At 64.4% G+C, this 25,448-nt stretch carries 19 protein-coding genes and 1 riboswitch; of the genes, 10 read left to right on the top strand and 9 right to left on the bottom strand.

Annotation, left to right across the window (positions count from 1 at the left end; genetic code table 11):
* Positions 1-164 precede the first annotated feature (164 nt).
* Both cynS and AC0L3X_RS28315 read right to left on the bottom strand, forming a co-directional pair.
* Positions 165-653 (bottom strand): cyanase, encoded by a 489-nt coding sequence (gene cynS, locus AC0L3X_RS28320; RefSeq protein ID WP_014494123.1) that lies wholly within the window; start codon positions 651-653, stop codon positions 165-167.
* A gap of 89 nt (positions 654-742) precedes the next feature.
* Positions 743-2,311, bottom strand: a complete 1,569-nt coding sequence (locus AC0L3X_RS28315; RefSeq protein WP_166342515.1) for a bifunctional AfsR/SARP family transcriptional regulator/alpha/beta hydrolase — start codon at positions 2,309-2,311, stop codon at positions 743-745.
* A 148-nt stretch (positions 2,312-2,459) separates the two neighbouring features.
* Between AC0L3X_RS28315 and mddA the strand changes: the two genes are divergently transcribed.
* From mddA to AC0L3X_RS28295, 4 genes are all read left to right on the top strand, one after another.
* Positions 2,460-3,209: a methanethiol S-methyltransferase gene (gene mddA, locus AC0L3X_RS28310; protein ID WP_166342516.1), complete on the top strand. Its 750-nt coding sequence runs from the start codon at positions 2,460-2,462 to the stop codon at positions 3,207-3,209.
* On the top strand, positions 3,206-4,183 hold the full coding sequence (locus AC0L3X_RS28305) for an NADPH:quinone oxidoreductase family protein (protein ID WP_354130340.1): 978 nt from the start codon (positions 3,206-3,208) through the stop codon (positions 4,181-4,183). Before mddA ends, AC0L3X_RS28305 begins: the two co-directional genes overlap by 4 nt.
* A gap of 33 nt (positions 4,184-4,216) precedes the next feature.
* Positions 4,217-4,966 (top strand): PaaI family thioesterase, encoded by a 750-nt coding sequence (locus tag AC0L3X_RS28300; RefSeq protein ID WP_166342518.1) that lies wholly within the window; start codon positions 4,217-4,219, stop codon positions 4,964-4,966.
* A gap of 311 nt (positions 4,967-5,277) precedes the next feature.
* Positions 5,278-6,486, top strand: a complete 1,209-nt coding sequence (locus AC0L3X_RS28295; RefSeq protein WP_085404286.1) for a GGDEF domain-containing protein — start codon at positions 5,278-5,280, stop codon at positions 6,484-6,486.
* A 168-nt stretch (positions 6,487-6,654) separates the two neighbouring features.
* Here AC0L3X_RS28295 and AC0L3X_RS28290 read toward each other — a convergent pair whose 3' ends face one another.
* Positions 6,655-7,863, bottom strand: a complete 1,209-nt coding sequence (locus AC0L3X_RS28290; protein WP_166342519.1) for a tetratricopeptide repeat protein — start codon at positions 7,861-7,863, stop codon at positions 6,655-6,657.
* Between the two features lie 140 nt (positions 7,864-8,003).
* Positions 8,004-9,203 carry a TrmJ/YjtD family RNA methyltransferase gene (locus AC0L3X_RS28285; protein WP_166342520.1) on the bottom strand — a complete coding sequence of 400 codons (1,200 nt, stop codon included), beginning with the start codon at positions 9,201-9,203 and terminating at the stop codon, positions 8,004-8,006.
* 348 nt (positions 9,204-9,551) lie between these two features.
* On the opposite strand from AC0L3X_RS28285, the gene AC0L3X_RS28280 reads away from it, so the two are divergent.
* Both AC0L3X_RS28280 and AC0L3X_RS28275 read left to right on the top strand, forming a co-directional pair.
* Positions 9,552-10,763 carry an NADP-dependent isocitrate dehydrogenase gene (locus AC0L3X_RS28280; protein ID WP_231142293.1) on the top strand — a complete coding sequence of 404 codons (1,212 nt, stop codon included), beginning with the start codon at positions 9,552-9,554 and terminating at the stop codon, positions 10,761-10,763.
* A gap of 98 nt (positions 10,764-10,861) precedes the next feature.
* A complete protein-coding gene (locus tag AC0L3X_RS28275; protein ID WP_354131436.1) occupies positions 10,862-11,365 on the top strand; it encodes a DUF3455 domain-containing protein in 504 nt (167 codons plus the stop codon).
* Positions 11,366-11,369: 4 nt separating this feature from the next.
* Here the strand turns inward: AC0L3X_RS28275 and AC0L3X_RS28270 are convergent, their stop codons facing one another.
* On the bottom strand, positions 11,370-12,596 hold the full coding sequence (locus AC0L3X_RS28270; RefSeq protein WP_354131435.1) for a cyclic nucleotide-gated ion channel: 1,227 nt from the start codon (positions 12,594-12,596) through the stop codon (positions 11,370-11,372).
* A gap of 6 nt (positions 12,597-12,602) precedes the next feature.
* Positions 12,603-15,281: an alanine--tRNA ligase gene (alaS, locus tag AC0L3X_RS28265; protein ID WP_354131434.1), complete on the bottom strand. Its 2,679-nt coding sequence runs from the start codon at positions 15,279-15,281 to the stop codon at positions 12,603-12,605.
* Positions 15,282-15,514: 233 nt separating this feature from the next.
* A riboswitch (glycine riboswitch) is annotated at positions 15,515-15,603 on the top strand.
* A gap of 143 nt (positions 15,604-15,746) precedes the next feature.
* On the opposite strand from alaS, the gene gcvT reads away from it, so the two are divergent.
* The 3 genes from gcvT to gcvP all read left to right on the top strand — a co-directional run bounded on the left by gcvT (position 15,747) and on the right by gcvP (position 20,323).
* A complete protein-coding gene (gene gcvT, locus AC0L3X_RS28260; RefSeq protein WP_354131478.1) occupies positions 15,747-16,895 on the top strand; it encodes a glycine cleavage system aminomethyltransferase GcvT in 1,149 nt (382 codons plus the stop codon).
* Between the two features lie 11 nt (positions 16,896-16,906).
* The gene (gene gcvH / locus AC0L3X_RS28255; RefSeq protein WP_354131433.1) at positions 16,907-17,275 is read left to right on the top strand and encodes a glycine cleavage system protein GcvH; all 369 of its coding nucleotides are present in this window, start codon (positions 16,907-16,909) and stop codon (positions 17,273-17,275) included.
* Positions 17,276-17,455: 180 nt separating this feature from the next.
* The gene (gene gcvP / locus AC0L3X_RS28250) at positions 17,456-20,323 is read left to right on the top strand and encodes an aminomethyl-transferring glycine dehydrogenase (RefSeq protein ID WP_354131477.1); all 2,868 of its coding nucleotides are present in this window, start codon (positions 17,456-17,458) and stop codon (positions 20,321-20,323) included.
* A gap of 152 nt (positions 20,324-20,475) precedes the next feature.
* On the opposite strand, the gene AC0L3X_RS28245 is transcribed toward gcvP, so the two are convergent.
* The 3 genes from AC0L3X_RS28245 to AC0L3X_RS28235 all read right to left on the bottom strand — a co-directional run bounded on the left by AC0L3X_RS28245 (position 20,476) and on the right by AC0L3X_RS28235 (position 23,458).
* Positions 20,476-21,471 (bottom strand): hypothetical protein, encoded by a 996-nt coding sequence (locus AC0L3X_RS28245; RefSeq protein ID WP_166342527.1) that lies wholly within the window; start codon positions 21,469-21,471, stop codon positions 20,476-20,478.
* Positions 21,472-21,564: 93 nt separating this feature from the next.
* Positions 21,565-22,653, bottom strand: a complete 1,089-nt coding sequence (gene recA, locus AC0L3X_RS28240) for a recombinase RecA (protein ID WP_014494106.1) — start codon at positions 22,651-22,653, stop codon at positions 21,565-21,567.
* A gap of 631 nt (positions 22,654-23,284) precedes the next feature.
* The gene (locus AC0L3X_RS28235; RefSeq protein ID WP_166091088.1) at positions 23,285-23,458 is read right to left on the bottom strand and encodes a hypothetical protein; all 174 of its coding nucleotides are present in this window, start codon (positions 23,456-23,458) and stop codon (positions 23,285-23,287) included.
* 292 nt (positions 23,459-23,750) lie between these two features.
* On the opposite strand from AC0L3X_RS28235, the gene AC0L3X_RS28230 reads away from it, so the two are divergent.
* Positions 23,751-23,948 (top strand): hypothetical protein, encoded by a 198-nt coding sequence (locus tag AC0L3X_RS28230; protein ID WP_063982347.1) that lies wholly within the window; start codon positions 23,751-23,753, stop codon positions 23,946-23,948.
* Positions 23,949-25,448: the final 1,500 nt, after the last annotated feature.

The following is a 25,448-nucleotide window of genomic DNA, read 5'->3' as shown; positions in this document are numbered from 1 at the left end:
CCCCGCGCTGCGGCGCGCAACCCCCCCACCCCCAATCGGGCCCAATCTTCCCCTATTTCCCCCCGGGGCCCGCGCCCGGGGTCCGGGGGTAAAAATCGTTAACCGGCGCGGGGTTTTACCCCAACCACCCCAATCCCAACCCCGCGATTCGCCATTCGCGTCCCTCACCCCTCCTTGAAGCCGTATTCCGGCACATTGCCGCTGGCGCCGTAATATTTGTACGGCAGAAACTTGCCGCTCATGGTGATCTTGACGCGGTCGCCCTTCGGGTTGGCAACGCGCTCCATTGCCATGTCGAAGTCGATCGCCGACATGATGCCGTCGCCGAACTCCTCCTCGATCAGCGCCTTCCACGCCGGACCGTTGACCATCACCATCTCGTAGAAGCGATAGATCAGGGGATCGGTCGGCGGCATCGGCGTGCCGGTGCCGCGCATCGGCACCTCGTTGAGCATCGCGGTCTCGGCCTTCGACAGGCCGAACAGCTCGCCGGCATTGGCGGCCTGCGGTTTCGTCAGCTTCATCTGGCCGAGAATCGCACCGACGATCAGCACCTCGGAATAGCCGCCGACCTTGTCGCAGATGTGTTTCCAGCTCCAGCCGTTCTCGCGCTTGATGTCGAGCAGCTTTTCGGTGAGGTCTTCGCGTTTCATGTCAGGGTCTCCCTTGGCCAGGCATCGTGTCACGTCGTTTGTGCCGCTTTGGGAGGCACGAAACGTGCCAATAAATGAGGCTTGAGACGTCACCGCCTCGACCTCCCCTCACGCGGTAAAGCCTCCGTGAACCGCTTGATCGCCTCGAGCACCGGCTGCTGATCGCCGGCAAAGAACCAATGATCATTGCCGTCGAGCTCGACGAATTCTGCACCGGTGATCCGGCTCGCGATGTCGCGCCCGGCCGCGATCCGCACGGCCTTGTCGTCCCGACGATGCAGCACCAGCGTCGGCACCGCAATCCGCGCCAGAAGGTGTCGCACATCGGCGTCGCGAAAGGCCTCGAGCACGGCGGAGATGCCGCCGGGACTGGACGCCGCGCGCAACAGCCCCGCCCACCAGGCGCGCGCCTGCGGATCATTGGCAAGGCTCGGCGCGAAGGCTTCGATCCCGACCGGGCCGCCCCATTGCGCAATCAGGTGCTTGCTCCAGGCGTCATACTGGCTGGCGCGCAGCGCGTGCGGATAGTCCTCCGACCAGCAGCCCTTGGCCAGTGCGCCGAACAGAATGAGCCCGGCCACATGGCGGGATTCCTCGACCGCAAATTTGATGCAGGCCGGCCCGCATTCGGATGCACCAAACAGCACGACGCGGCGCGAGTCCGCCGCCCGCAGCACGGTGCCGATATCTTCCGCCGTGACGTCGATGCCGGGGGCCGATCCGACCCGGTCGGACAGGCCGATGCCGCGGCGATCGAAAACGATGAGACGCCCAAGCCTCATCAATGAGGCCAAGAACGTCCGGCTCGCCGGATGCTCCCAGGCGCGTTCCACATGCGACACGAAACCGGGCATGACCAGGATGTCGAGCGGACCACTGCCATAGGTCTGATACGCCAGATGCACGCCGGCGCCCTTCACATAGCGTGTCGCTGGAAGAGCATCGCGCAGCGGCGCGGCCGCGCGGCTCATGAGCGCTTCGGTCTCGGCTTCCGGCGCGACGCCAAGCTCGTCGCGCAGCCGCTGCGCCAGTGCAGCGTGACGCCGTTCCGCCGCGCTTCGGTCTCCCGCGAGCAGCAGGCTGCGGATCAGATGCCGGCCATACACCTCGCTGAGCGGATCGAGCTCGACCAGACGGCCCGCATACACTGTCGCGGCGAGATGATCGCCCGCGGCATTCCTGTCCTGCACCAGACGCTCGAGCGCCTGCACGAGCCGCCCCCGCAGCGCCTCGCGGCGAAAGAACGTCCAATCGTCGAACTCAGGACAGTCGTCCGGAGAAAAGCCCGCCAGGAAGTCGCCGCGATAAATCCGGCAGGCCTTTTCAAAGTCGCCGCGATCGCAGGCGCGCTCGAAATGATGCGAGTCGATCTTCAGCTCGACCTCCGGAGACCAACGCAAGCTTGTGCGGTCGGTCTCGAAAACCGCCTGGCCGAGCGTGAGCTCGACGCGGTGAAGCAGACGCCGCAATCGCGCGAGGCCGGTCTCGCGGGAAGTCTCCGGCCACAGCAGCGTGGCAATGACGTCGCGCGCGACGGGGCCTTTGGCTTCCGCGAGATAGACCAGCAGCGCAAGCCCCTTGCGCAAGGCCAGCTTGACCGGGCGGTCGTTGGCATGGACCTCGGGGAACCCGAACGTGACAAGCGAAAAGGCCGTCATGGAGATCCTCCCTCCCCGGTCGGCGCCCCCGGGGGACGCGCAGGGGACGGTCCAGCGATAGCAGTCAAGCCAGATCGAGCCCGCTCGCCAGCGAGCGGTTCAGGCTCCTGAATGCGGCACCGCCGCCATCGGCACAATAGGAAAAACCATGTTCGCGCGCCTCGCAATCCTGCTCTACGCCATCGTGAGCTACGCCGTCTTCACGGCTTCATTCCTCTACGCGCTCGGTTTCGTCGGCAATTATGTCGTGCCCAAGTCAATCGACACGTCGATCGACGTCGGCGCGCCTGCGAATTTGGGTGAGGCCATCGTCGTCAACCTGCTGCTGATGAGCCTGTTTGCCATCCAGCACAGCGTCATGGCGCGCCCGGCATTCAAGCGATGGTGGGCGGGAAGCCTTCCCATCGCCTGCCAGCGCAGCACCTATGTGCTGCTCTCCAGCCTGATCCTCCTGCTGCTGTTCTGGCAGTGGCGTCCGATCCCGACGCCGATTTGGCAGGCCAGCGGCATTACGGCGTGGCTCCTGACCGGCGTACATTGGCTCGGCTGGCTGATCGCGTTCGCATCGACCTACATGATCGATCATTCCGATCTGTTCGGCCTGCGCCAGGCTCTCGTCGCGTTGCGCGGAGCCGAGATATCAGGTCAATCCTTCCGGACGCCGCTGCTCTACAAGATCGTGCGGCATCCGCTCATGCTCGGCTTTCTGCTCGCGTTCTGGGCGACGCCCGAGATGACCGCCGGCCATCTGCTGTTCGCGATTGCGAACACGGCCTACATCCTGGTCGCCCTGCAGTTCGAGGAGCGGGATTTGATCGCCGAGTTCGGCGCGACCTACCAGGACTATCGCCGGCGCGTTCCGATGCTGTTGCCGCGCATTTTCGGAGCGCCCCGATGAAAGCGGTTCTGTGCAATTCGTTCACTGGCCCTGCGGATCTGCGCCTCGGTGAGATCGCTACGCCGCGGCCTGCCGGCGACGAGATTCTCATCGACGTCCATGCGGCGTCCGTGAGCTTCATGGACCAGTTGCTGGTCTCGGGCCTCTATCAGATGCGGCCGCCGACGCCCTTCGTGCCCGGCACGGAAGCCTCCGGCGTCGTCGCCGCGGTCGGCGACAAGGTCACGATGTTCGCACCCGGCGATCGCGTGGCCTGCAGTGCCTGGACCGGCGGCTACGCCGAACGGATGATTGCGAAGGAATCGAAGAGCGTGCGGCTGCCTGATGGCGTCGCGTTCGAAGCCGGGGCGACGGTGCTGCACAATTACGGCACGGCCTATTATGCGCTGTTCGAGCGGGCACGGGCGCAACGCGGGGAAACGCTGTTCGTCACCGGCGCAGCCGGCGGGGTTGGCCTTGCCGCCGTCGACCTCGGCCGTCATCTCGGCCTGCGCGTCGTCGCCGGTGTCGGCTCCGACGACAAGGCCGCCCTGGTGCGGCGTTACGGGGCCAGCGATGTCGTCAACTATCGCAGCGAAGATCTGCGCGACCGGATCAAGTCGATCACATCGGGAGAAGGCATCGATGTCGGCCTCGACAACGTCGGCGGCGCAATCTTCGAACAGATGGCCCGGCTGATGAAATGGGACGGACGGCTGATGCCGATCGGCTTCACCAGCGGCGAGATTCCACAGATCCCGATGAACCTGCCTCTCCTGAAAAATTACGCCATCATCGGCGTCTTTGTCGGCGCCTGGGCGGAGAAATTCTCCGCGGAGGCCGCGCGCATGAATGACACACTGATGCAATTGCTGGCCGACGGAAAAATCCGCCCGCACATCGATCGCGTCCTCCCTTTGGAGGAGGCCGGCGACGCCATGCGCGCCGTCGCCAATCGCGCGGTTCTGGGACGAATTGTCCTCAAGATCAGGTAGACTGCGCCCGACGAGGAAGAGAGGACAGAACCGATGACCGAGATCATCATCGACAAGCGCTTTTGCGGTCCTCCGAACTCCGGGAATGGCGGCTATGTCTGCGGCCGGCTGGCCCGCCACATTTCCGGCGGCGCCGAGGTGACGCTGCGCGCCCCGCCTCCCCTGGACAAATCCCTCGATGCGGCAGCGACCGCCGACGGCACATGGGAGCTTCGCGACGGCGCCAAAGTCGTCGCGACCGGGCGCGCGACGAGCGTCGAGCTTGCGCGCGTGGAGACAGCCAGCTTGCAGGAAGCACGCGCGGCCGAATTGCTGGCGCTGTTCAAGCCGCACGAGCATCCGCTGCCGAACTGTTTCGTCTGCGGTCCCGCAAGAGCGAAAGGCGACGGCCTGCGCATCTTCGCCGGCCCGCTCGGACGTCACAACGCCGTTCTCGCGGCGAGTTGGACGCCGGACTCGAATCTGGCCGCGGAGGACGGCCTGGTTGCGCCAGAATTTCTCTGGTCGGCGCTCGATTGTCCCACCGGCTTTGCCTGCAATTGCGATCAGCAGAGCGCGACCTTCGACAAGACGCCACTGCTGCTGGGCCGGATGTCGGCACGGATCGAAGCCCGGCCGCGCCCCGGCGACCACTGCATCATCACAGCCTGGCCAACCGGCCGCGACGGCCGCAAGCGTACGGCCGAGGCCGCGCTCCACGATGAAACCGGGAAGTTGCTGGCCGTGGCCCGTATGACATGGATTGCGGTGGAACGCGAGGTGCAGCTCGGGCGTACTTCGTAGGGTGGGCAAAGGCGCGCAGCGCCGTGCCCACCACTTCTGTCTCAGCTCCGTTGAGCGACATGGTGGGCATGCTTCCGCCTCCGCTCTTCGAGCTACGGCGGACAAGTCGCTTTGCCCTACCTACCTCTAATCACGCAACACATCCGTCGCCGCACCTTCGGCCTGCACCAATCCGCATTCTCCTGCACGCCCGCGGCCGCGCTTGCGACGGTTTACCTTGCGTCAAGCACGCCCGGCAATCGATGGCTGTCTTAAAAGGCTGTTAGGAGCGGTCATCGTTGTTGGCGCCCGGAATACGGGGACGCTCTGCAATGCAATCGGACGAGGGACTCTACAGTGCGCCACGCTGGCGCCTGACACGCTGGCTCGCCGAGCCGGGGCTAGGTGTTCCCGACGACATCCGCGCCGCGCTCATTGTCCAGCTCTATGGATCGCTGCCGGTTTTTGCTGCCGGCGCCGTCAACACCATTGCCGTCGCCGCCGTGATCGCTGGCCGCAAGCAGACTGCACCATTCATTGTCTGGCTGGTCATGGAGATCGCGATCTGCCTGGCCCGCCTCGCCGTGCTCGTCAGCGCGCATCGCAGGGCCCGTGCCCACTGCCCGACGCCGACCGATCTTCATCTCCTGCTCGCGGTCGCCTGGAGCGCTAGCGTTGGATTTGGCGTCGTTGCCAGCCTGGCCAGCGGGGACTGGGTCGTCGCCATGCTGGCCTCGCTCTCGGCGGCGGCGATGGTTGGCGGCATCTGCTTCCGCAATTTCGGCGCGCCGCGGCTGGCCGGAACCATGATCCTGCTGAGCCTCGGTCCCATCATCCCCGGCGCTGCGTTCGCCGGCGAGCCGCTGTTCTACATCGTCTACCTCCAGGTGCCGATGTATCTGGCCGCGATGACGGCCGCCGCCTTCCGCCTCAATCGGATGCTGATCACCACCATGCGCGCCGAACGCGAGAACAGCCATCGCGCGCATCATGATGCACTCACGGGGCTGCTCAATCGCGCGGGCTTCGTCGAGGCACTCAGCGCCAGACTTGGAGCCCACGCCGAACGACGGTTCGCTGTGATGTTCTTCGATCTCGACGACTTCAAACCGGTCAACGACACGTTCGGACATGCGGCGGGCGACGAGGTGCTGAAAGCGGTGGCCGGGCGCGTGCGCCGGGCGCTGCCGGACGGCGCGGTGGTCGCCCGGATGGGCGGCGACGAGTTCGTCGTGCTCGTCGACGGCGTCACGGCCGAAATGGCCCAGGAGGCGGGATACCGCCTCATCAGCGAGGTTGCCGTCTCCTATGAGCTCGGCGGCGAGGTGCGCGCCGGTGTCGGCGCCAGCGTCGGCATTGCGATGTCGCCGGATCATGGCGCCGAAGTCGAGGAATTGCTCGCGGTCGCCGATGCAGCACTTTACGAGGCGAAGTCAGGCGGCAAATCGCGTTGCTGCCTGGCCTCGGTCGAGACCAACCTCGCCGCGTTACGTCGCCTCCAGCAGAGCGGCCCGAAAGCCCCGGTCGCAAGCGCCGCCTGACGCAGTACGACTGACGCACCCCACAAGCGCGATCTCGTAGGGTGGACAAAGGCGCGTAGCGACGTGCCCACCACTGCTGTCCCGGCACGTCGATTGATGGTGGGCACGCTTCCGTTTTGCCCACCCTACGCTGTCGTCTAAACTAGACTGGACAGTGCCCAAACGTCGCTAGGGGCTCGCACCGAGCGCCTTGAGCTCGGCCGCGGCCGCCTGTGCCTCCACGAAGGTCGGCGGGCAATCGGCAAGCGCCAGTCCGAAAAGCCGCCGCGCCTGCTCTTTCGCACCGCGTTGCAGGGCGAACTCGGCGGAGTAGAAGTTCGCCTCACATATTTGGCCAGACCGCTTAGAAGGAAGCGGATCGTTGGCTGCTCGCAACACCTCCTCTGCCGTCACTTCTCCAAGAAATAGTCGGACAATGGGAGCAGGCCAAGCAGTCATATCGAGCTTCATCGTCGCGGCCGCAAGCCGGCTCGGCGCTCCGCTGCGCATGCTTACGATCTCTCGCCACAACGCTGCGTAGACATCCCTGGGATCGAGCGACGTTGCTCGATCGAAATCCGCGAGAGCTTTGGTCAGTGAGCCGCTCTGGAAGTAAGCGAGCGCCCGTGACCGATGGGCCAACGCATCTTCTGGGTCCAATTGGATTGCCCGGTCGGCGTCGACGATTGCGCGGGCGAAGTCGCCCTTTGCGTTGTAAGCTCTGGCTCGGTAATCAAACGCGTCCTTATCTCTCGCGTTGATCCGAAGCGCTTGATCGTAGTCATCAATAGCGTGATCGATGTCCCCCTTTTCATAATACGTGGCGCCGCGCGCCAGAAATATACGGCCATCAATTCCTTCCGGCTCGCTCGCGGCGGCGTCTCCGCCGACGGGAGCGGCAAGATCGTCGCCCTTGCGATTTGGCTCATTTTGATTCTTTTGAAGCGCCTGATCCTGAGATGTGAGTTGCACCGACCGGGTGTAGTCGCCAATCGCCCTGTCATAGTCTCCCTTCCTTGAATAGATGAGACCTCGGGCGTAGTGGGCAATGCGATTCCTTGAGTTCAGTTGAATCGTGCGGTCGAGATCGGCGAGAGCGCGGTCAAAATCTCCGAGATGATAATGCGCGACGGCTCGGCAGTAGTAAGCGCGTTCGGCCGTCGGATCGGCTTCGATTGCAGCGCTGTAGTCTGCAATGGCGAGCTCGTACTCACCCTTGATGTTGTTAGCACTGCCTCGATTGAAATAAATCCGAGCAATGTTCTGCCGATCGTACTCGTCCAGCCGCAGTAGCGAAGTACAGGCCGCAATTCGTTCGTCGGGCGAGACTTTGGTCTGGGCGCTGCACTTCTGTTCGTCAGCAGAGTTTGCGGCCGCAGGCGAAACAAGCGCGATCATTGCCAACGTCGCTACCGTACTCGAGAGCACGCGGCCTACCCTTCCGATCATGGAGCCCCCGATGATATCAAGCAGCTCGTCATAGCAATCGGAAGGGCTCTTGCACAGCTCTTGGTTGCAAAAACCCAGCCAGATCGAGGTCAGGTCATTCCCTCAATCATCCCCTGCAGCCGCACCAGCTCCGCCTCGAGATCGCGCTCCACGTCCGCTGCCCGGATCTCCAGCACGCGATAGTCGCGCGCCTCCAGCCACGTCCGCCGGCCCGCACGATCGGCCGCGATGGTCTCGCCCTCGCCCGGGTTGACCAGTTCGATCGCGATCCGGTGCGGGAACGAGACGAAATCAGGAATGTGCCGGCCGACCGGAGTCTGGCGCTTGAACCCTCCTGCGAAGCGGCGGTCGCGGGTCAGGGCCTGCCAGAGCAGGCGCTCGGCGTCGGTCGGGTTGCGGCGGAGCAGGCGGGCGAGCCCGCGCACGGTCGAGCCGCTGTCGGGCACACCGCCGCCCTGGCCGTGCTCGGCCAGCAGCGCGCGCAGGCGCGTGGCCTGCTCGCCGTCGAGCACGCCGCCCTTGGCCGGGCCCTTGCGCCCTTCCGCGATCGCCATCACCACCCCGTGCAGGGTGTGCATGTCCTGCTTGGTCGGCTCCATCCGGCTGAAGATGTTGCGCAGGTTGACCAGCATGGTGTCGCGCTTCTCGGCCGGGCGGAGGAATTCGACCCGGTCGAGCTCGCGGATGAGGTTGTCGAAGAAGGCCTGCATCTGGTGCTGCGAGGCGCGCTCGGAGCGCTCGGGCATGCTGTGCGGCAGCTCGCCTGACGTTGCCCGCTTGAACCATTCATAGCCGACCAGCAGCACGGCCTGGGCGAGGTTGAGCGAGGCAAAGCCCGGATTGACCGGGAAGGTGATGATGCGATTCGAGAGCCCGACCTCCTCGTTGGTCAGCCCCCAGCGCTCGCGGCCGAACAGGATGCCGGCCTTGCCCCCGGTCGCGACGTGACCCGAGATCTCGGCCGCGGCTGCCTCGGGCCCCACCACCGGCTTGGCCTGGTCATGGGGACGCGCGGTGGTGGCGAACAGCAGGTCGAGATCGGCGACCGCTTCGCCGACCGTGTCGAACAATTCGACCTTTTCCAGAATGTAGTCGGCGCCGGCCGCGGCGCGCTGGGCGGCGATGTTGGGCCAGCCGTCGCGGGGATTGACGATGCGCAATCGGCTGAGCGCAAAATTGCCCATGGCGCGCGCGGCCATGCCGATGTTTTCGCCAAGCTGCGGCTCGACCAGGATCACGATGGGACCGTCGAGGGAAAGGCCCGCCTTGCTCTTGTCAGTCCCCGACATCTCGCTTCGCTTTCACACTGGTTCTCAAGGCCTTGGCAAGGCGCTCTTCAGGAATTGATTCAAAGCCGGTCTGCCCCGATCCGTTGGGGCCGGCTGCCCGTTCGCCTGTCGTTTGCCTGTCCTGACGAAATTCTCAAGGGAAATAACGGGTTGGATTCGACTTTTGAATCTCTTCTGAAGCCTGAGGCCCGCCCCCGCGGCAGGGCCCGCCCCGCCCCCCATCTGGGCAAGCTGGATGAGCTAAAAGTGCATAATCCCTTGGCTTTCGCCCGCTGCAGTCCGGTGCTAAGAGGCGGCGGATATTCCCGTGGCGCGCCAAAGCGCCGTTCCCAAGAGGCTTCCCCGATCATGGCAAAAATCAAGGTGTCCAACCCCGTCGTCGAACTCGATGGCGACGAGATGACCCGGATCATCTGGCAGTACATCAAGGACAAGCTGATCAACCCGTACCTTGATGTCGAGCTGCTGTATTTCGACCTGGGCATGGAGTACCGCGACGAGACCAACGATCAGGTCACCATCGACGCCGCCGAAGCCATCAAGAAGGTCGGCGTCGGCGTCAAGTGCGCCACCATCACCCCGGACGAGGCCCGGGTGAAGGAGTTCAACCTCAAGCAGATGTGGAAGTCGCCGAACGGCACCATCCGCAACATCCTCGGCGGCGTGATCTTCCGCGAGCCGATCATCTGCAAGAACGTGCCGCGCCTGGTTCCCGGCTGGACCAAGCCAATCATCATCGGCCGCCACGCCTATGGCGACCAGTACCGCGCCACCGACATCAAGTTCCCGGGCAAGGGCACGCTGTCGATGAAGTTCGTCGGCGAGGACGGCACCGTCATCGAGAAGGAAGTGTTCAAGGCGCCCGGCGCCGGTGTCGCCATGGAGATGTACAATCTCGACGACTCCATCATCGACTTCGCCCGCGCCTCGCTGAACTACGGCCTGCTGCGCAACTACCCGGTCTACCTCTCGACCAAGAACACCATCCTCAAGGTCTATGACGGCCGCTTCAAGGACATCTTCCAGGACATCTACGACCGCGAGTTCAAAAAGGAATTCGAGGCCAAGGGCCTGACCTACGAGCACCGCCTGATCGACGACATGGTGGCTTCGGCCCTGAAGTGGTCCGGCGGCTATGTCTGGGCGTGCAAGAACTACGATGGCGACGTGCAGTCCGACACGGTCGCGCAGGGCTACGGCTCGCTCGGCCTGATGACCTCGGTGCTGCTCACCCCCGACGGCAAGACCGTGGAAGCCGAAGCCGCCCACGGCACGGTGACCCGCCATTACCGCGAGCACCAGAAGGGCAAGGAGACCTCGACCAACTCGATCGCGTCGATTTTCGCCTGGACCCGCGGCCTGTCGCATCGCGCCAAGCTCGACAACAATGCCGAGCTCGCCAAGTTCGCGAGCACCCTGGAGAAGGTCTGCGTCGACACCGTCGAGGAAGGCTACATGACCAAGGACCTCGCGCTCCTGGTCGGCGCCGACCAGCGCTGGCTCTCGACCACCGGCTTCCTCGACAAGGTCGCCGAGAATCTCACGAAAGCGTTGGCGTAAGCCCGCGCATTATTTTCGTCTGATCGGGGTTAGACATCATTATGGGCCGCGCCGAGGCGCGGCCCATTTTTTGAGACCCCTCGCGCGGAGATGCGACCATGTCGATCAAGCTTGCTGTCCCCTGCCTGATGCTGCTGGCCGCCCTGGCCGGGCCGGCCGCCGCCGCGGAGCCGCTCCCCGACGCCATCGCCGCCCCCGGCGAGACCGTCGTGCTCAGCGTCCATGCCGAAGGCGCGCAGGTCTATGACTGCAAGGCCGCCGCCGACGGCAAGCTTGCCTGGGCCTTCCGCGAGCCGGTGGCGACGCTGCTCGCCGAGGGCAAGACCGTCGGCCGCCACTATGCCGGCCCGAACTGGGAACTCGCCGACGGCAGCGCCGTGGCCGGCAAGGCCATCGGCAACGCGCCGGGCGCAACCGCCGCCGATATCCCCTGGCTGAAGCTGGAGGTCGCCTCCCGCCGCGGCAGCGGCATCCTGACGCCGGTCACCACCGTCCAGCGCATCAACACCCACGGCGGCAAGCTCGAGGGTTCTTGCGACAAGGCCGGCGAGTTCAAAAGCGCGCCCTACTCGGCCGAGTACGTCTTCCTGAAAAAGGGCTGACCGCCTAGCGGTCGGTGTCGTCGCGCTCCGCCTGCGCCAATTCTGCCGCCGCAAGATCGCCGGTCTCCTCGAGCCGTGCCTTCGCGGTCTGGTGGACGTGGGCGGCGAGCGTCGGCATGCGCTCGATCAGGGCGTGAAAATCCTGGGCGTCGAGCACGAGCAGCCGCGTCTTGCGCGTCGCCGTCACCGTGCCGCTGCGTTTGGTCTTGTGCAGCAACGCGATCTCGCCGAAGAAGGTGCCGTCGCCAAGCCGCACCTGCTGGCTCGGCAGCGCGATCTCGACCTCGCCCGCAGTGATGAAATACATCGACGAGGCGGCATCGCCACGGCGCACCAATATTTCGCCCTGCTCGATGGTGCGGGCGCGGAGCAACCGCATGATGTCGGCGATCTCCGCCGCCGAAAGATGCGAGAACAGCGGCACCCGCGCCAGCATGCCCCAGGTCACCACGAAGTCGCGCCGCCTCACCTCCTCGGCAAAGGCGGTCGAGATGATCGCGACCGGCAGCGCGATCATGGCAAAACCTGAGATGATCGCAAACACCGAGACGAATTTGCCGAGCGGCGTCACCGGCACGACGTCGCCATAGCCGACGGTGCCGAGCGTCACGATCGCCCACCACATCGCGTCGGGAATGGTGCCGAGCTTGCTGGGCTGCACGTCGCGCTCGATGGCGTAGAGCAGCGAGGCGAAGGTCAGTACCACGCCGATCAGGATGACGATGCAGCCGATCAGCGCACGCCGCTCGGCATGGATGGCCGCGAGCAGCGAGCGCATCGCCGGCGAATAACGGATCAGCTTGAAGAACGGCAGCACGCCGAGCCCAGCCAGCGTCGCGTGCCGGCCGGTGGCCAGCACGATCGCGGCCGGCAGGAACGCCATGAGGTCGATGATGCCGAGCGCGGAGAAGGCATAAGAGAGCCGGTCGGACAGCGCGGAGCCGTTGCGCTGGGTGTGCCCCGCCACGGTCCACAGCCGCGCCAGATATTCGAGCGCGAACACGATGACGGCGAGGACGGCGACCGCGCTGAACAGCGTGTCGAACCGCGCGTCGAGCTCCGGCACCGAGGCGAGGATCATCGCGACCACGTCGAGCACGATGACGCTGATGATCACCTGGATGAAGCGCGACCCGATCGAGTAGGCGAGCGGATCGTGCTCCAGCAATTCGTACAGGCGATCCCTTAGGTTGGGATCGGCCGAGCCACGTCCTCGCGGAACGAGGCGCATGGCCGTTTACGCGCCTGCCATCGCTTTTTCGATCGCCGCGAGCGCCTCGGGCGCCTTGGCGCCATCGGGACCGCCAGCCTGCGCCATGTCGGGCCGGCCGCCGCCGCCCTTGCCGCCGAGCGCCTCGGAGGCGACGCGCACCAGGTTCACGGCATTGAAGCGCGCGGTGAGATCGGCGGTGACGCCGACCACGATCCCGGCCTTGCCGTCCTCGGTGACGCCGACGATGGCGACCACGCCGGAGCCGATCTGCTTCTTGCCGTCGTCCGCAAGGCTCTTGAGATCCTTCATCTCGATGCCCTCGACCGCGCGCGCCATCAGCTTGACGTCGCCGACCTCGCGCACGCCTGCGGCTGCGCCGTTCCCGACGGATGTACCGCCGCCCATCGCGAGCTTCTTGCGGGCGTCGGAGAGCTCGCGCTCGAGCTTCTTGCGCTCCTCCATCAGGGCTGTGATGCGCGCCGGAACGTCGTCGATCGAGGTGCGCAGCTCGTTGGCCGCGGTCTTCGCCAGCGCCATGGTCTCGTTGGCGTGCCTGCGCGCATAGTTGCCGGTCAGCGCCTCGATGCGGCGCACGCCGGAGGCCACCGCGCTCTCGCCGGTCAGCGTGATCAGGCCGATGTCGCCGGTGCGCTTCACATGGGTGCCGCCGCAGAGCTCGACCGACCAGCCGAGCGCGTTGGCACCGCGCTCCCGCGCGGTCCGGCCCATCGAGACGACGCGAACCTCGTCGCCGTATTTCTCGCCGAACAGGGCGCGCGCGCCGGCCTCGCGCGCTTCGTCCACGCCCATGACGCGCGTGGTGACCTCGTCATTCTCCAGCACCACGTCGTTGGCGATGTCCTCGACGCGGGCGAGCTCTTCCGCCGTGATCGGCTTCGGATGCACGAAGTCGAAGCGCAGACGGTCGGGCGCGACCATCGAGCCGCGCTGGGCGATGTGATCGCCGAGCACCTGGCGCAGCGCCTCGTGGATGAGATGCGTCGCCGAGTGATGCGCGCGGATCGAGGAGCGCCTGCCGTGATCGACCTCGAGCTGGAGCGCGGTGCCGAGCTTCAGCTCGCCGCTCTCGACGGTGCCGACGTGAACGAAGAGATCGCCGAGCTTCTTCTGCGTGTCGGTGACGCGGAACTTGATGCCGCCTTCGCCGCTGAGCACGCCGGTGTCACCGACTTGGCCGCCGGACTCCGCGTAGAACGGCGTCTGGTTGAGCACGATCGCGCCGGTCTCGCCGGCCTTGAGGCTCGCGGTTTCCTGGCCGTCCTTCACCAGCGCGGAGACCACGCCTTCGGCGCTCTCGGTCTCATAGCCCAGGAATTCGGTGGCCCCGAGCTTCTCGCGCAGCGGGAACCAGATCGCTTCGGAAGCCGCCTCGCCCGAACCCTTCCAGGACTCGCGCGCCTTGGCCTTCTGGCGCTCCATCGCGTCGGTGAACGAAGCTTGATCCACGCCGATGCCGCGCGACTTCAGCGCGTCCTGGGTCAGGTCGAGCGGGAAGCCGTAGGTGTCGTACAGCGTGAAGGCGACGTCGCCGTCGAACATGTCGCCTTTCTTCAGGGACGCGCTCTTCTCGTCGAGGATGGCAAGGCCGCGCACCAGCGTCTTGCGGAAGCGGGTCTCTTCCAGCCGCAGCGTCTCTTCGATCAAATTCTCCGCGCGCATCAGATCGGGATAGGCCTGGCCCATCTCACGCACCAGCGCCCAGACCAGGCGATGCATCAGCGGCTCTTTCGCACCCAGCAGCTGCGCATGGCGCATCGCGCGGCGCATGATCCGGCGCAGCACATAGCCGCGGCCCTCGTTCGAGGGCAGCACACCGTCTGCGACCAGGAAGGCGGAGGAACGCAGATGGTCGGCGATGACGCGGAACGAGGCCACGGTCTGCTCGTTCGGCCCGGCGCCGAGCGCTGACGACGTCGCATCGATCAGATGGCGGAACAGATCGGTCTCGAACACGCTGTCGACGCCCTGCATGATGCTGGCCATGCGCTCGAGGCCCATGCCGGTGTCGATCGAGGGACGCGGCAGATCCACGCGCTCCTCCTTCGTCACCTGCTCGTACTGCATGAACACCAGGTTCCAGAATTCGAGGAAGCGGTCGCCGTCCTCTTCCGGCGAGCCCGGAGGTCCGCCCCAGATGTGATCGCCGCGGTCGATGAATATCTCCGAGCACGGGCCGCACGGGCCGGTGTCGCCCATCGCCCAGAAATTGTCCGAGGTCGGGATGCGGATGATGCGGTCGTCGGAGAAGCCCGCGATCTTCTTCCACAGCCCAGCCGCCTCGTCGTCGGTGTGGTAGACGGTGACGAGCAGCTTGTCTTTCTTGAGCCCGAACTCCCGCGTGATCAGGGTCCAGGCCAGCTCGATCGCGCGCTCCTTGAAATAGTCGCCGAACGAGAAATTGCCGAGCATCTCGAAGAAGGTAAGATGGCGCGCGGTGTAGCCGACATTGTCGAGGTCGTTGTGCTTGCCGCCGGCGCGCACGCATTTCTGCGAGGTGGTGGCACGCTGATAGGGCCGCTTCTCGACGCCGGTGAAGACGTTCTTGAACTGCACCATGCCGGCATTGGTGAACATCAACGTCGGGTCGTTGCGCGGCACCAATGGCGAGGACGACACGATCTCGTGGCCGTTCTCGGCAAAGAAGTTCAGAAAGGTCGACCTGATCTCGTTGACGCCGCTCATGTTCATCCAATCGGGTGTGCTTGGACCCGCGATACGCCATCCAAACCGGGCATTTGGGCTGATATCTGCGCGTCAAAGCGCTTTTAGACAAGGCCAGCTGCGCTGTCCAGAAACTGTGCAAGGAGATCAGTGAGTTGCCGCAGGCGCGCAACCCCGTTTGCAATCCCGTTGAAAGCCGCCAGGTGCGCGTTGACAGGCTTGGCCGGCCTGTGGTCTGTACCCATCTGTATCGTACGGCCACGTCGGGAGAGACCGGCTTTGGTGCCGGCGCCGAAGGAGCAACCGCCCCGGAAACTCTCAGGCAAAAGGACCGCGTGGCTTTGACGACATCTGGAAAGAGGCGCCGACGGGCATAGCCCGGACGACGTCCGCCGACGGGATAATACTCTCAGGCACAGCGACAGATGGGGCTTCGACTGGTTGCTACCGGGGAATCGTCCCCGGGGAACCGCCGAGGGCCCCGTGATGCTTGCGCGCGACGACCAAGATTCCCTGAAACGTACGCCCCTTCACGGGCTTCATGTCTCCCTCTGCGGCAAGATGGTGCCGTTCGCGGGCTATGACATGCCCGTGCAGTACCCCGCGGGCGTCCTGAAGGAGCACCTCCATACCCGTTCCTCCGCCGGCCTGTTCGACGTCTCCCACATGGGCCAGCTCGCGCTTCGGCCGAAGTCGGGCAAGGTCGAGGACGCCGCCCGCGCGCTGGAACGGCTGGTGCCGCAGGATATCGTGGCGGTTGCCCCGGGACGGCAGCGCTATGCCCAGTTCACCAATCCGGACGGCGGGATTCTCGACGATCTGATGGTCGCCAATTTCGGCGATCACCTGTTCCTGGTCGTCAACGCCGCCTGCAAGGAAGGGGACGAGGCGCATCTGCGCGCGCATCTCTCGGATGACTGCATCATCGATTCGCTTCAAGACCGCGCGCTGATCGCGCTGCAGGGCCCGAAGGCGGAAGCCGCATTGGCGAAATTGTGTGCAGAGGCGCCCTCCATGAAGTTCATGGACGCCGGCCCGCACAAGGTTGCCGGTCTCGACTGCTTCGTCTCGCGCTCCGGCTACACCGGCGAGGACGGGTTCGAGATTTCGGTCCCCGCGGCCGATGCCGAGCGCCTCGCCAGGACGCTGCTGGACAATCCCGACGTGATGCCGATCGGCTTAGGGGCCCGCGACAGCCTGCGGCTGGAAGCCGGGCTCTGCCTCTACGGCCACGACATCGACACCGCCACCACGCCGGTCGAGGCCGCGCTGGAATGGTCGGTGCAGAAGAGCCGCCGCAGCGGCGGCGCCCGCGCCGGTGGCTTCCCCGGCACTGATGTGATCCTCGCTCATTTCGACAACGGCGCGAGCCGCCGCCGGGTCGGCCTGCGCACGGAAGGCCGCGCGCCGGTGCGCGAGGGCGCGCCGCTGTTTGCGGATGAAGCGGGCGGCGAGCCGATCGGAAAGGTCACCTCGGGCGGTTTCGGCCCGAGCCTGAACGCGCCCGTCGCGATGGGCTATGTGCCCATGGCATCGAGCGCGCTCGATACAAAACTCTTCGCCGAAGTGCGCGGCCAGCGGCTGCCGCTCACGGTCGCCGCCATGCCCTTCGTAAAAAACACCTACAAACGCTGAGGACTGAGAAAATGACCACGACGCTGTACTCCTCCGACCATGAATGGCTGGCCATCGACGGCGACGTCGCCACCGTCGGCATCACCGACTACGCGCAGTCGCAGCTCGGCGACGTCGTATTCGTCGAGTTGCCGAAGGTCGGCCGCAGCCTGAAGAAGGCGGAAGCCGCCGCCGTCGTGGAATCGGTGAAGGCCGCCTCCGACGTCTACGCGCCTGTCACCGGCGAAGTGCTCGAGACCAACGACGCGCTCGCCGCCGAACCGGCGTTGGTGAACTCCGACGCGCAAGGCAAGGCGTGGTTCTTCAAGATCAAGATTGCCGACAAGAGCGAGCTCGGCGGCCTCATGGATGAAGCCGCCTACAAGGCCCACACGGCGTGAAATGAAGCGAACTCTGACCTCATATTCGGTGTCATCACCCGCCTTGTGCGCACTGCGCACTGGGGCGGGTGATCCAGTACGCCGCGGCTTCTCGGCTCAAGCCGTGACGCCTGCGTTTACTGGATGCCCCGCCTTCGCGGGGCATGACGGCGACAGCGAAATCTAAAGCGAGGACCCATGATGACCGCGCACCGCAAATCCAATGGCGACACCGCCGCCACCTTCGTTCGCCGCCACATCGGCCCGTCGGCGCGCGACGTCACCGCAATGCTGGAGGCCGTCGGCGCCAAGAGCGTGGACGCCCTGATGGCGGAGACGCTGCCGGCCTCGATCCGGCAGACCGCCCCGCTCGATCTCGGCAAGCCCTTGAGCGAGACCGAGGCGATCGCGCACATGGCCGAGCTCGCGCGAGAGAACCAGGTCTTCACCTCGCTGATCGGCCAAGGCTATTCCGGCACGGTTTTGCCCGCGGTGATCCAGCGCAACATTCTGGAGAATCCCGCCTGGTACACGGCTTACACGCCTTACCAGCCCGAGATCAGCCAGGGCCGGCTGGAAGCGCTGCTCAACTTCCAGACCATGATCTGCGACCTCACCGGGCTCGACGTCGCTAACGCCTCGCTGCTCGACGAGGCGACCGCCGCGGCCGAAGCCATGGCGCTCGCCGAGCGCCACTCGCGGGTCGAAGCAAAAGCCTTCTTCGTCGACAAGGACGTGCATCCGCAGACGCTGGCGGTGATGCGCACCCGCGCCGAGCCGCTGGGCTGGACCCTGATCGTCGGCGATCCCCTCGCCGATCTCGACAAGGCCGACGTGCTCGGCGCGCTGCTGCAATATCCGGGCTCCTCGGGCGCCGTGCGCGACCTCAGGCCCGCGATCGCGACGTTGAAGGCCAAGGGCGCACTCGCGATCGTTGCCGCCGATCTCTTGGCCCTGACGCTGCTCGCCTCGCCCGGCGAGCTCGGCGCGGACATCGCGATCGGCTCGGCGCAGCGTTTTGGCGTGCCGATGGGCTATGGCGGGCCGCACGCGGCCTATATGGCGGTGCGCGATGCGCTGAAGCGCTCGCTGCCCGGCCGCATCGTCGGCCTCTCCGTGGACTCGCGCGGGATGCCGGCCTATCGCCTCGCGCTGCAGACCCGCGAGCAGCACATTCGCCGCGAGAAGGCGACCTCCAACATCTGCACCGCGCAGGTGCTGCTCGCCGTGATCGCCTCGATGTACGCGGTCTATCACGGCCCCGAGGGGCTTGCGCAGATCGCGCGCAACGTGCATCGCCGCGCCGCCGTGCTTGCCGCCGGCCTACGCAAGCTCGGCTTCGCGCCGCAGTCGGATAGCTTCTTCGACACGCTCAGCGTGGACGCCGGTGCCAGGCGCGCCGAGATCGTCGCGCGCGCTACCGCCGAGACAATCAACCTCGGCGTTGGCGAAACCGCGCTCCGCATCGCGCTCGACGAGACCACAACGCCGGCGACCGTCGAGGCGGTCTGGCGCGCGTTCGGCGGCACGCTTGTTTACGCCGAAATCGACGCCACCACGCGCGAGGCGCTGCCGGAGGCGCTGAAGCGCACTACCGCCTTCCTCACCCATCCCGTCTTCCACGCGCATCGCTCGGAGACCGAGATGCTGCGCTACATGCGCAAGCTCAGCGACCGCGATCTCGCGCTCGACCGCGCGATGATTCCGCTCGGCTCCTGCACGATGAAGCTGAACGCGACCACCGAGATGATGCCGCTGACCTGGCCGGAGTTCGGGTCCTTGCATCCGTTCGCGCCGCGTGAGCAGGCCAAGGGTTACCACGCGCTGTTCGCGCGGCTGGAAAAGTGGCTGTGCGACATCACCGGCTATGACGCGATCTCGCTGCAGCCGAATTCCGGCGCGCAGGGCGAATATGCCGGACTGCTCGCGATCCGCGGCTATCATGCCGCGCGCGGCGAGACGCACCGAAAAATCTGCCTGATCCCCTCCTCCGCCCACGGCACCAACCCGGCTTCGGCCGCGATGGTCGGCATGGACGTGGTGGTGGTCGCCTGCGAGAAGAACGGCGACGTCGACGTCAATGATCTCCGCGCCAAGGCCGAGAAGCACTCGAAAGATCTCGCCGCGGTGATGATCACCTATCCCTCGACGCACGGCGTGTTCGAGGAGCACATTCGCGAGATCTGCGACATCGTCCACGACCATGGCGGCCAGGTGTATCTGGACGGCGCCAACCTCAACGCGCAGGTCGGCCTGTCCCGGCCCGGCGATTACGGCGCCGACGTCAGCCATCTCAACCTGCACAAGACCTTCTGCATCCCGCATGGCGGCGGCGGCCCCGGCATGGGCCCGATCGGCGTGAAGGCGCATCTCGCGCCGTTCCTGCCCGGTCATCCGGCGACGCAAGCCGAAGCACCGGTCGGCCCGGTCTCGGCCGCGCCGTTCGGCTCGGCGTCGATCCTGACCATCTCCTACATCTACATTCTGATGATGGGCGGTGACGGCCTGAAGCGCGCCACCGAGATCGCGATCCTCAACGCCAACTACATTGCCGCGCGCCTCGATGCGCACTTCCCGGTGCTCTACAAGAACGCGAAGGGCCGCGTCGCACATGAGTGCATCGTCGACCCGCGCGCGCTGAAGACGACGTCGGGCGTCACCGTGGACGACATCGCAAAACGCCTGATCGACTACGGCTTCCATGCCCCCACCATGAGTTTTCCGGTGCCGGGCACGCTGATGATCGAGCCGACCGAATCGGAATCGAAGGCGGAGCTGGATCGTTTCTGCGACGCCATGATCGCGATCCGGAAGGAGATTGCCGAGGTCGAGGCCGGCCGCTTCAAGATCGAGGCTTCGCCTTTGCGCCACGCCCCGCACACCGTGCACGACATCGCGGATGATGCTTGGAATCGCGCCTACACCCGCGCCGAGGGCTGCTTCCCCGTGGGCACCTCGCGCACCGACAAATATTGGTGCCCGGTCGGCCGCGTCGACAACGTCTACGGCGACCGCAACCTGGTGTGCTCGTGCCCGCCGGTCAGCGATTACGCGGAAGCGGCGGAGTAAGGGATCGTAGCTTCGTAGGGTGGGCAAAGCGACTTGTCCGCCGTAGCTCGAAGAGCGAAGGCGGAAGCGTGCCCACCACCTTTGTGCGCGTTGGAATATGGTGGGCACGGCGCTTACGCGCCTTTGCCCACCCTACGGCCCCGAACGCGTATCTAGGGTGCAACCAGCGAACAGTTCTTTCGGTCCCACCGCCAAAGCCGTTCGTTGGTGAGAAGCGTACCACCCCACCAGCGTCGAATCGGGTTTTGACGGCGGAAATCCTCCCGGCCTTCAAGGACCGCTTCCCCAAATTCGGTGAGCGATAGCCGGCTTCGGCGAAAGGCGGCGTTGCGGCCTCGCGCATCGTGCGGGGCCAGCGTCGCGAGTTTCGGATCGAGACCCGTGATCACCGGCATTGGGCCGGACCCAAGCCCTTCGAGCAGCGGGCCCAATTCCCATTGATCGAACACGCGCGTTTGCAGCGGACCGTCCGGTTGAAACAGCTCCTTGGTACGGTTGTGCCCCCGCGCAATCAGGTCGAGAAGCCGCGCTTCCGTCGTACCTAGTCCGGTGATTGGTGATGGCAGTTCTGCCAGCAATTGTTCCATCGCAGGCTTCAGGAAGGGCAGCCTGGGGAAATCCCTGCCGAGCAATCCGAAACAGAGCTCCGGCGTTGGCGCCCGGTAGGCTTCCCAGGCCATGTTGGCGATCTCGAAGTCGCAGTCCGCGACCTCCAATTCCCGCACCATACGATCGCGAAGCTCTGTGCCGTCCGCTCCGCGCAGATCGAAATTGACACGTCGCAATCTCAGACGATCGGTGATCGATGGATGGGACCGCAAATAATCGAGGATCCAGATCAGTTGCAACTGACTATTGGGCTCAGGGTCGAACCACAGCTCGATGAGATCGACGCCATAGGTCTCGCAAAACCAAATCAGGCCTGTCTCCTTGTGCGCTAGACCGGTCTGAGGCAACCGGCCAACAAGATCGGACCAACGCACCTCTGGATCGCCTCTGACATAGCCTCCCGTCAGGTATTGCTCGAGGTGATGCGAGGTAGGCAGTGGCCCCGAAACGAAGCGAAAGATAAACGGGACGACCATGTCGGCACGATTTGCGTAGGTGAGACCCACGCCGGACGAACTGGTCAGGATCACGCGTTTCATCGCGAACGCCCCCAAAACGAAACGGGCACTGACGACGTCGGCAACTCAACGTCTTCAGCGCCCGCTCCTCGCGATAATTTTTCGCGTTAGGTCTTACTCGTCCGCCGGCTCCTCGCCGTCGGCGTCGCGCTCGGGGGTGCCGGCAAGAATCTGCTCGGCAATCAGGCCGGAGTTCTGGCGAATCGAGGTCTCGATCTTGGCGGTGATGTCAGGGTTGGCCTTCAAAAACGCTTTCGAGTTCTCGCGGCCCTGGCCGAGGCGCTGGCTGTCGTAGGAGAACCAGGCGCCGGACTTTTCGACGATGCCGGCCTTGACGCCGAGATCGAGGATCTCGCCCATCTTGGAGACGCCCTCGCCGTACATGATGTCGAATTCGACCTGCTTGAAGGGCGGCGCCAGCTTGTTCTTCACCACCTTGACGCGCGTGGTGTTGCCGACCACTTCGTCGCGCTCCTTGATCGCGCCGATGCGGCGGATGTCGAGACGGACGGAGGCATAGAATTTCAGCGCGTTGCCGCCGGTCGTGGTTTCCGGCGAGCCGTACATCACACCGATCTTCATGCGGATCTGGTTGATGAAGATCACCATGGTGTTGGATTTGTTGATGGAGGCCGTCAGCTTGCGCAGCGCCTGGCTCATCAGACGGGCCTGGAGACCCGGCAGCGCGTCGCCCATCTCGCCCTCGAGCTCGGCCTTCGGCACCAGAGCCGCGACCGAATCGACCACCAGCACGTCCACCGCACCCGAGCGCACCAGTGTGTCGCAGATCTCCAGCGCCTGCTCGCCCGTGTCCGGCTGCGAAATCAGGAGCTCGTCGATGTTGACGCCCAGCTTGCGCGCATAGACCGGGTCGAGCGCGTGCTCGGCGTCGATGAAGGCGCAGATTCCGCCCTTCTTCTGCGCTTCCGCCACCGTGTGCAGCGCCAGCGTGGTCTTGCCCGAGGATTCCGGCCCGTAGATTTCCACGACGCGCCCCTTCGGCAGACCACCGATCCCGAGCGCAATGTCGAGCCCGAGGGAACCCGAGGACACCGCCTCGACATCCATCGACCGGTCGTTCTTGCCGAGCTTCATCACCGAGCCCTTGCCGAACTGGCGCTCGATCTGGGAGAGCGCGGCGGCCAGAGCTTTACTCTTGTCCATGGAAGATCCTTCGACGATACGCAGGGCAGTGTTGGACATTGGGTCGTGCTCCTTATGGCGAGGATTCGCTAGAGGGACAAACGATTGGCGGGGCGGGCCGGCGATAAAAGTAATGTACCCTATTTGTTCCAAGTTCGCAATATGTTCTTTCGCGGATTTTGGTACTGGCCTGTTTCCGGCGACATTGGCCTGGTTTGAAATGACACGTGGCCTGTTTTGTTCTGGGCCAACCATAAGGTGTATTCACGGGCGGAACACGCCGTCATATATTACCGAAATTTCCCGGTTCTGGCACAATCTGCATAGACGCTCGTTCCGATTGAGCGCAGGGTTCCCTCTCAATCGGGGGGTGACACCATGACCGAGCGACTTATTCAGACAGGTATTGTCACCGTAGGCACCGTGAACGCTGGCCTAATCGTCTGGCTGATCCTGATGATTTGAGGCCGCCTCAGTTGGCGGCCTCTTTTCCATCCAGCTTCTCATCGATGTAGGCCCGCGCTCCCTTTGAGGCCGCTCTAGTGGGAGCCATTCCTGCGAAGCGATCTCCTTGCCCGATCCTGGGATAAACAATCCATTCCCATTTTTCTTCGGTGAGTGGCCGGCCATAAAGCCGCCGTCCGGTGCGGTCCTATAGTGGCCCTACTTCGCATCTGCGAGTGGCCGGCATCTAACCGGCGGGTTTTTCTTTGTCCTCGTGCGGCTGCTCGCCGCGGTTTTCGGCAGTCTGCTCCGGATCCCCGGGCTTCTTCCCGGCCATGTTCCCAGGATTGAAATGGTACTTGCCGTCCGGATTCTCGCCGGGCTGCTTCTCATTTGGATTTTTATTGTTGTCGTCGGCCATAAGGCTGTTCCTTTAGAGGGAGGAACAACATGCAACAGGGCGGGCAATCCCTTAGTTCCTACCAGTGGCCTACTTTGCAATCCCGAGTGGCCTATTTCGGCAGTACCCGGATGCTGGCCTGGTTTCCGAGCGCGGTGGCCTAGTTTGATTTTCGCGGTGGCCCGATTTGGATTTGAAGAACGGACCGCAAACGAATGTGTTCCGCTAAGCGAACATGAGGTGTAGAGTTCCGTAGAACTTCTGTGCCCCTTGAAAGTTTTAAGCAGAGCGAACTTTGTGACAGGAGGAAGTCATGAAGCGCTTCCGATTCAAACCGGATAGAGTGCTTGGAGAGCGGCTCATCAAGGAAGCCAGACTAGCGCGAGAAAAGGCAGAACAATTGCAGGCGGCCCCAGAGCAAGAGGCTCTTTTGAAGAAGGCCCACGAATCCGATGTCGCCGCCCGCATTGAGGAATGGTTGAAATCATCCGGCTTGCAGCCGCCGAAGTAAGCCCGTCGCGTTGACTCCGCTGATTCTCGAAACAGCGGGCCAGCGGGCCATGCAAGATCATCTGGTTCAACTTGAGAAGCTGCGGAAGGACGCGGCGGAGTGCGCTCTCATCCGCGACCGACGCCGCTAAGCGCGAACTATTCGACCGCCTCGCAAGTCATCTCACAGTCCTGGCCGACCAAGTTGAAATGGCGATGCTCGAACGGAAGACCGGTTAAGGCCGCCTCAGTTGGCGGCTTCTTTGCCAGCTTCCCGGCGAAGCTTTCGCAAAAGGATTTCGATGTAGCCTTCCAAGTCAGCCACGCTGTCAGCCGACAATCCCTCCGGGAAAAACGCGCAAGCTCGCCATTCATAGAACCACGGAAAAGAAGTGCCCTAATCCGCCTCTGCGCGTGTGAAACGATCTCGTCTCCTGCCCGTATCTATTGGGCTGGGGGATTTCAATGCCCAGTTCGACGCAGCGCCGCCACGCATCCATTTGAGCTTGGTCGCGTTGTGCCGTTGAACCTTCTCGTCATCCATTCGGACTGATCAATATCCGGGATTTTGCTAATCCCTCTCGGGGCTGGAACGCCGCCGCCTGCGCTTCATTTCAAGCGGGCGGCGTTTTCATTTCATTTGTGGCCTGATCTCCACTGAGCGGCGCCGACAGTTTCACACGACTGTCATGGCACGTTCCTAGCATTGTCATGCGACGGGGGTCCGGCGCGCGGCTCTCCGTCCAACCTCGGCCTAGACCACCAGATGGGCGGAGAGCTCGCCGACCTCCTGAACCATGGCGGCACGCCCGGGTTGGTTCGGCATGTATCGCATCCGGTATTTTTGCACCTTCCTCGCCGTGACCGGAATCGGCTTCGTATTTCTGGTCACGCAAACCCGCTTTGTAGGCGGATGAAGTCAGGCCCCCGCAGTGGGCGGCCGGACGGGAACGACTCTCCAACATCGGGATTGAGATTCCGGTCTGTGGCGCGACACTCTCGCGCCATCCACCCGGAACGGTCCATCGTACAATGCGCGCGTTGGCGATGGGCCGGGTCTCGTGAGGCCGCCTCGGTTGGCGGCCTCTTTCGTTTCGTGAAGTCTTCCTTCCGCCAAGGAAGCCCCTCCGTACTGACTGGTTGATCCCGATAGATCATCTTGAAGATGCTGGCCGCCGGATCCATGCCGCGCCCGTTCTTTCTGCTTTAGCGACACGCCCAGCTCAATAACATGGCGCTAAGTTGCGGCGGAGCGTGCTGTCCGCATTTGAGCCGTTGTGTCCCAAGTTGAATTCGGCAGTGTCCTAATTCGTAAAAGTTCCGAATGGCGGGACAAATTGAGGACTCGCTAATCCCCTGATCCGAGCGCACACTTTCACCATCACCGCCCGGATCGTGGCTACCATCGGTGACGAGAACGCTCCATCACAGCGCTCCCGCCCCCTCGAACAGGGAGCAGCGCCTTGCAAAGACGGCAACGCATCAGACAATCCGTATCTCTTCAGGACAGGCTGCGGGTCTT

The sequence above is a fragment of the Bradyrhizobium sp. MI1.7 genome, from assembly GCF_055811795.1.
This window is presented reverse-complemented; position numbering and strand designations above follow the sequence as displayed.

What these genes read in the sequence shown, in the direction of transcription:
- cynS (WP_014494123.1), bottom strand. Translation starts at nt 653, where the DNA reads ATGAAACGCGAAGACCTCACCGAAAAGCTGCTCGACATCAAGCGCGAG.
- AC0L3X_RS28315 (WP_166342515.1), bottom strand. Translation starts at nt 2,311, where the DNA reads ATGACGGCCTTTTCGCTTGTCACGTTCGGGTTCCCCGAGGTCCATGCC.
- mddA (WP_166342516.1), top strand. Translation starts at nt 2,460, where the DNA reads ATGTTCGCGCGCCTCGCAATCCTGCTCTACGCCATCGTGAGCTACGCC.
- AC0L3X_RS28305 (WP_354130340.1), top strand. Translation starts at nt 3,206, where the DNA reads ATGAAAGCGGTTCTGTGCAATTCGTTCACTGGCCCTGCGGATCTGCGC.
- AC0L3X_RS28300 (WP_166342518.1), top strand. Translation starts at nt 4,217, where the DNA reads ATGACCGAGATCATCATCGACAAGCGCTTTTGCGGTCCTCCGAACTCC.
- AC0L3X_RS28295 (WP_085404286.1), top strand. Translation starts at nt 5,278, where the DNA reads ATGCAATCGGACGAGGGACTCTACAGTGCGCCACGCTGGCGCCTGACA.
- AC0L3X_RS28290 (WP_166342519.1), bottom strand. Translation starts at nt 7,863, where the DNA reads ATGATCGCGCTTGTTTCGCCTGCGGCCGCAAACTCTGCTGACGAACAG.
- AC0L3X_RS28285 (WP_166342520.1), bottom strand. Translation starts at nt 9,203, where the DNA reads ATGTCGGGGACTGACAAGAGCAAGGCGGGCCTTTCCCTCGACGGTCCC.
- AC0L3X_RS28280 (WP_231142293.1), top strand. Translation starts at nt 9,552, where the DNA reads ATGGCAAAAATCAAGGTGTCCAACCCCGTCGTCGAACTCGATGGCGAC.
- AC0L3X_RS28275 (WP_354131436.1), top strand. Translation starts at nt 10,862, where the DNA reads ATGTCGATCAAGCTTGCTGTCCCCTGCCTGATGCTGCTGGCCGCCCTG.
- AC0L3X_RS28270 (WP_354131435.1), bottom strand. Translation starts at nt 12,596, where the DNA reads ATGCGCCTCGTTCCGCGAGGACGTGGCTCGGCCGATCCCAACCTAAGG.
- alaS (WP_354131434.1), bottom strand. Translation starts at nt 15,281, where the DNA reads ATGAGCGGCGTCAACGAGATCAGGTCGACCTTTCTGAACTTCTTTGCC.
- gcvT (WP_354131478.1), top strand. Translation starts at nt 15,747, where the DNA reads ATGCTTGCGCGCGACGACCAAGATTCCCTGAAACGTACGCCCCTTCAC.
- gcvH (WP_354131433.1), top strand. Translation starts at nt 16,907, where the DNA reads ATGACCACGACGCTGTACTCCTCCGACCATGAATGGCTGGCCATCGAC.
- gcvP (WP_354131477.1), top strand. Translation starts at nt 17,456, where the DNA reads ATGACCGCGCACCGCAAATCCAATGGCGACACCGCCGCCACCTTCGTT.
- AC0L3X_RS28245 (WP_166342527.1), bottom strand. Translation starts at nt 21,471, where the DNA reads ATGAAACGCGTGATCCTGACCAGTTCGTCCGGCGTGGGTCTCACCTAC.
- recA (WP_014494106.1), bottom strand. Translation starts at nt 22,653, where the DNA reads ATGTCCAACACTGCCCTGCGTATCGTCGAAGGATCTTCCATGGACAAG.
- AC0L3X_RS28235 (WP_166091088.1), bottom strand. Translation starts at nt 23,458, where the DNA reads ATGGCCGACGACAACAATAAAAATCCAAATGAGAAGCAGCCCGGCGAG.
- AC0L3X_RS28230 (WP_063982347.1), top strand. Translation starts at nt 23,751, where the DNA reads ATGAAGCGCTTCCGATTCAAACCGGATAGAGTGCTTGGAGAGCGGCTC.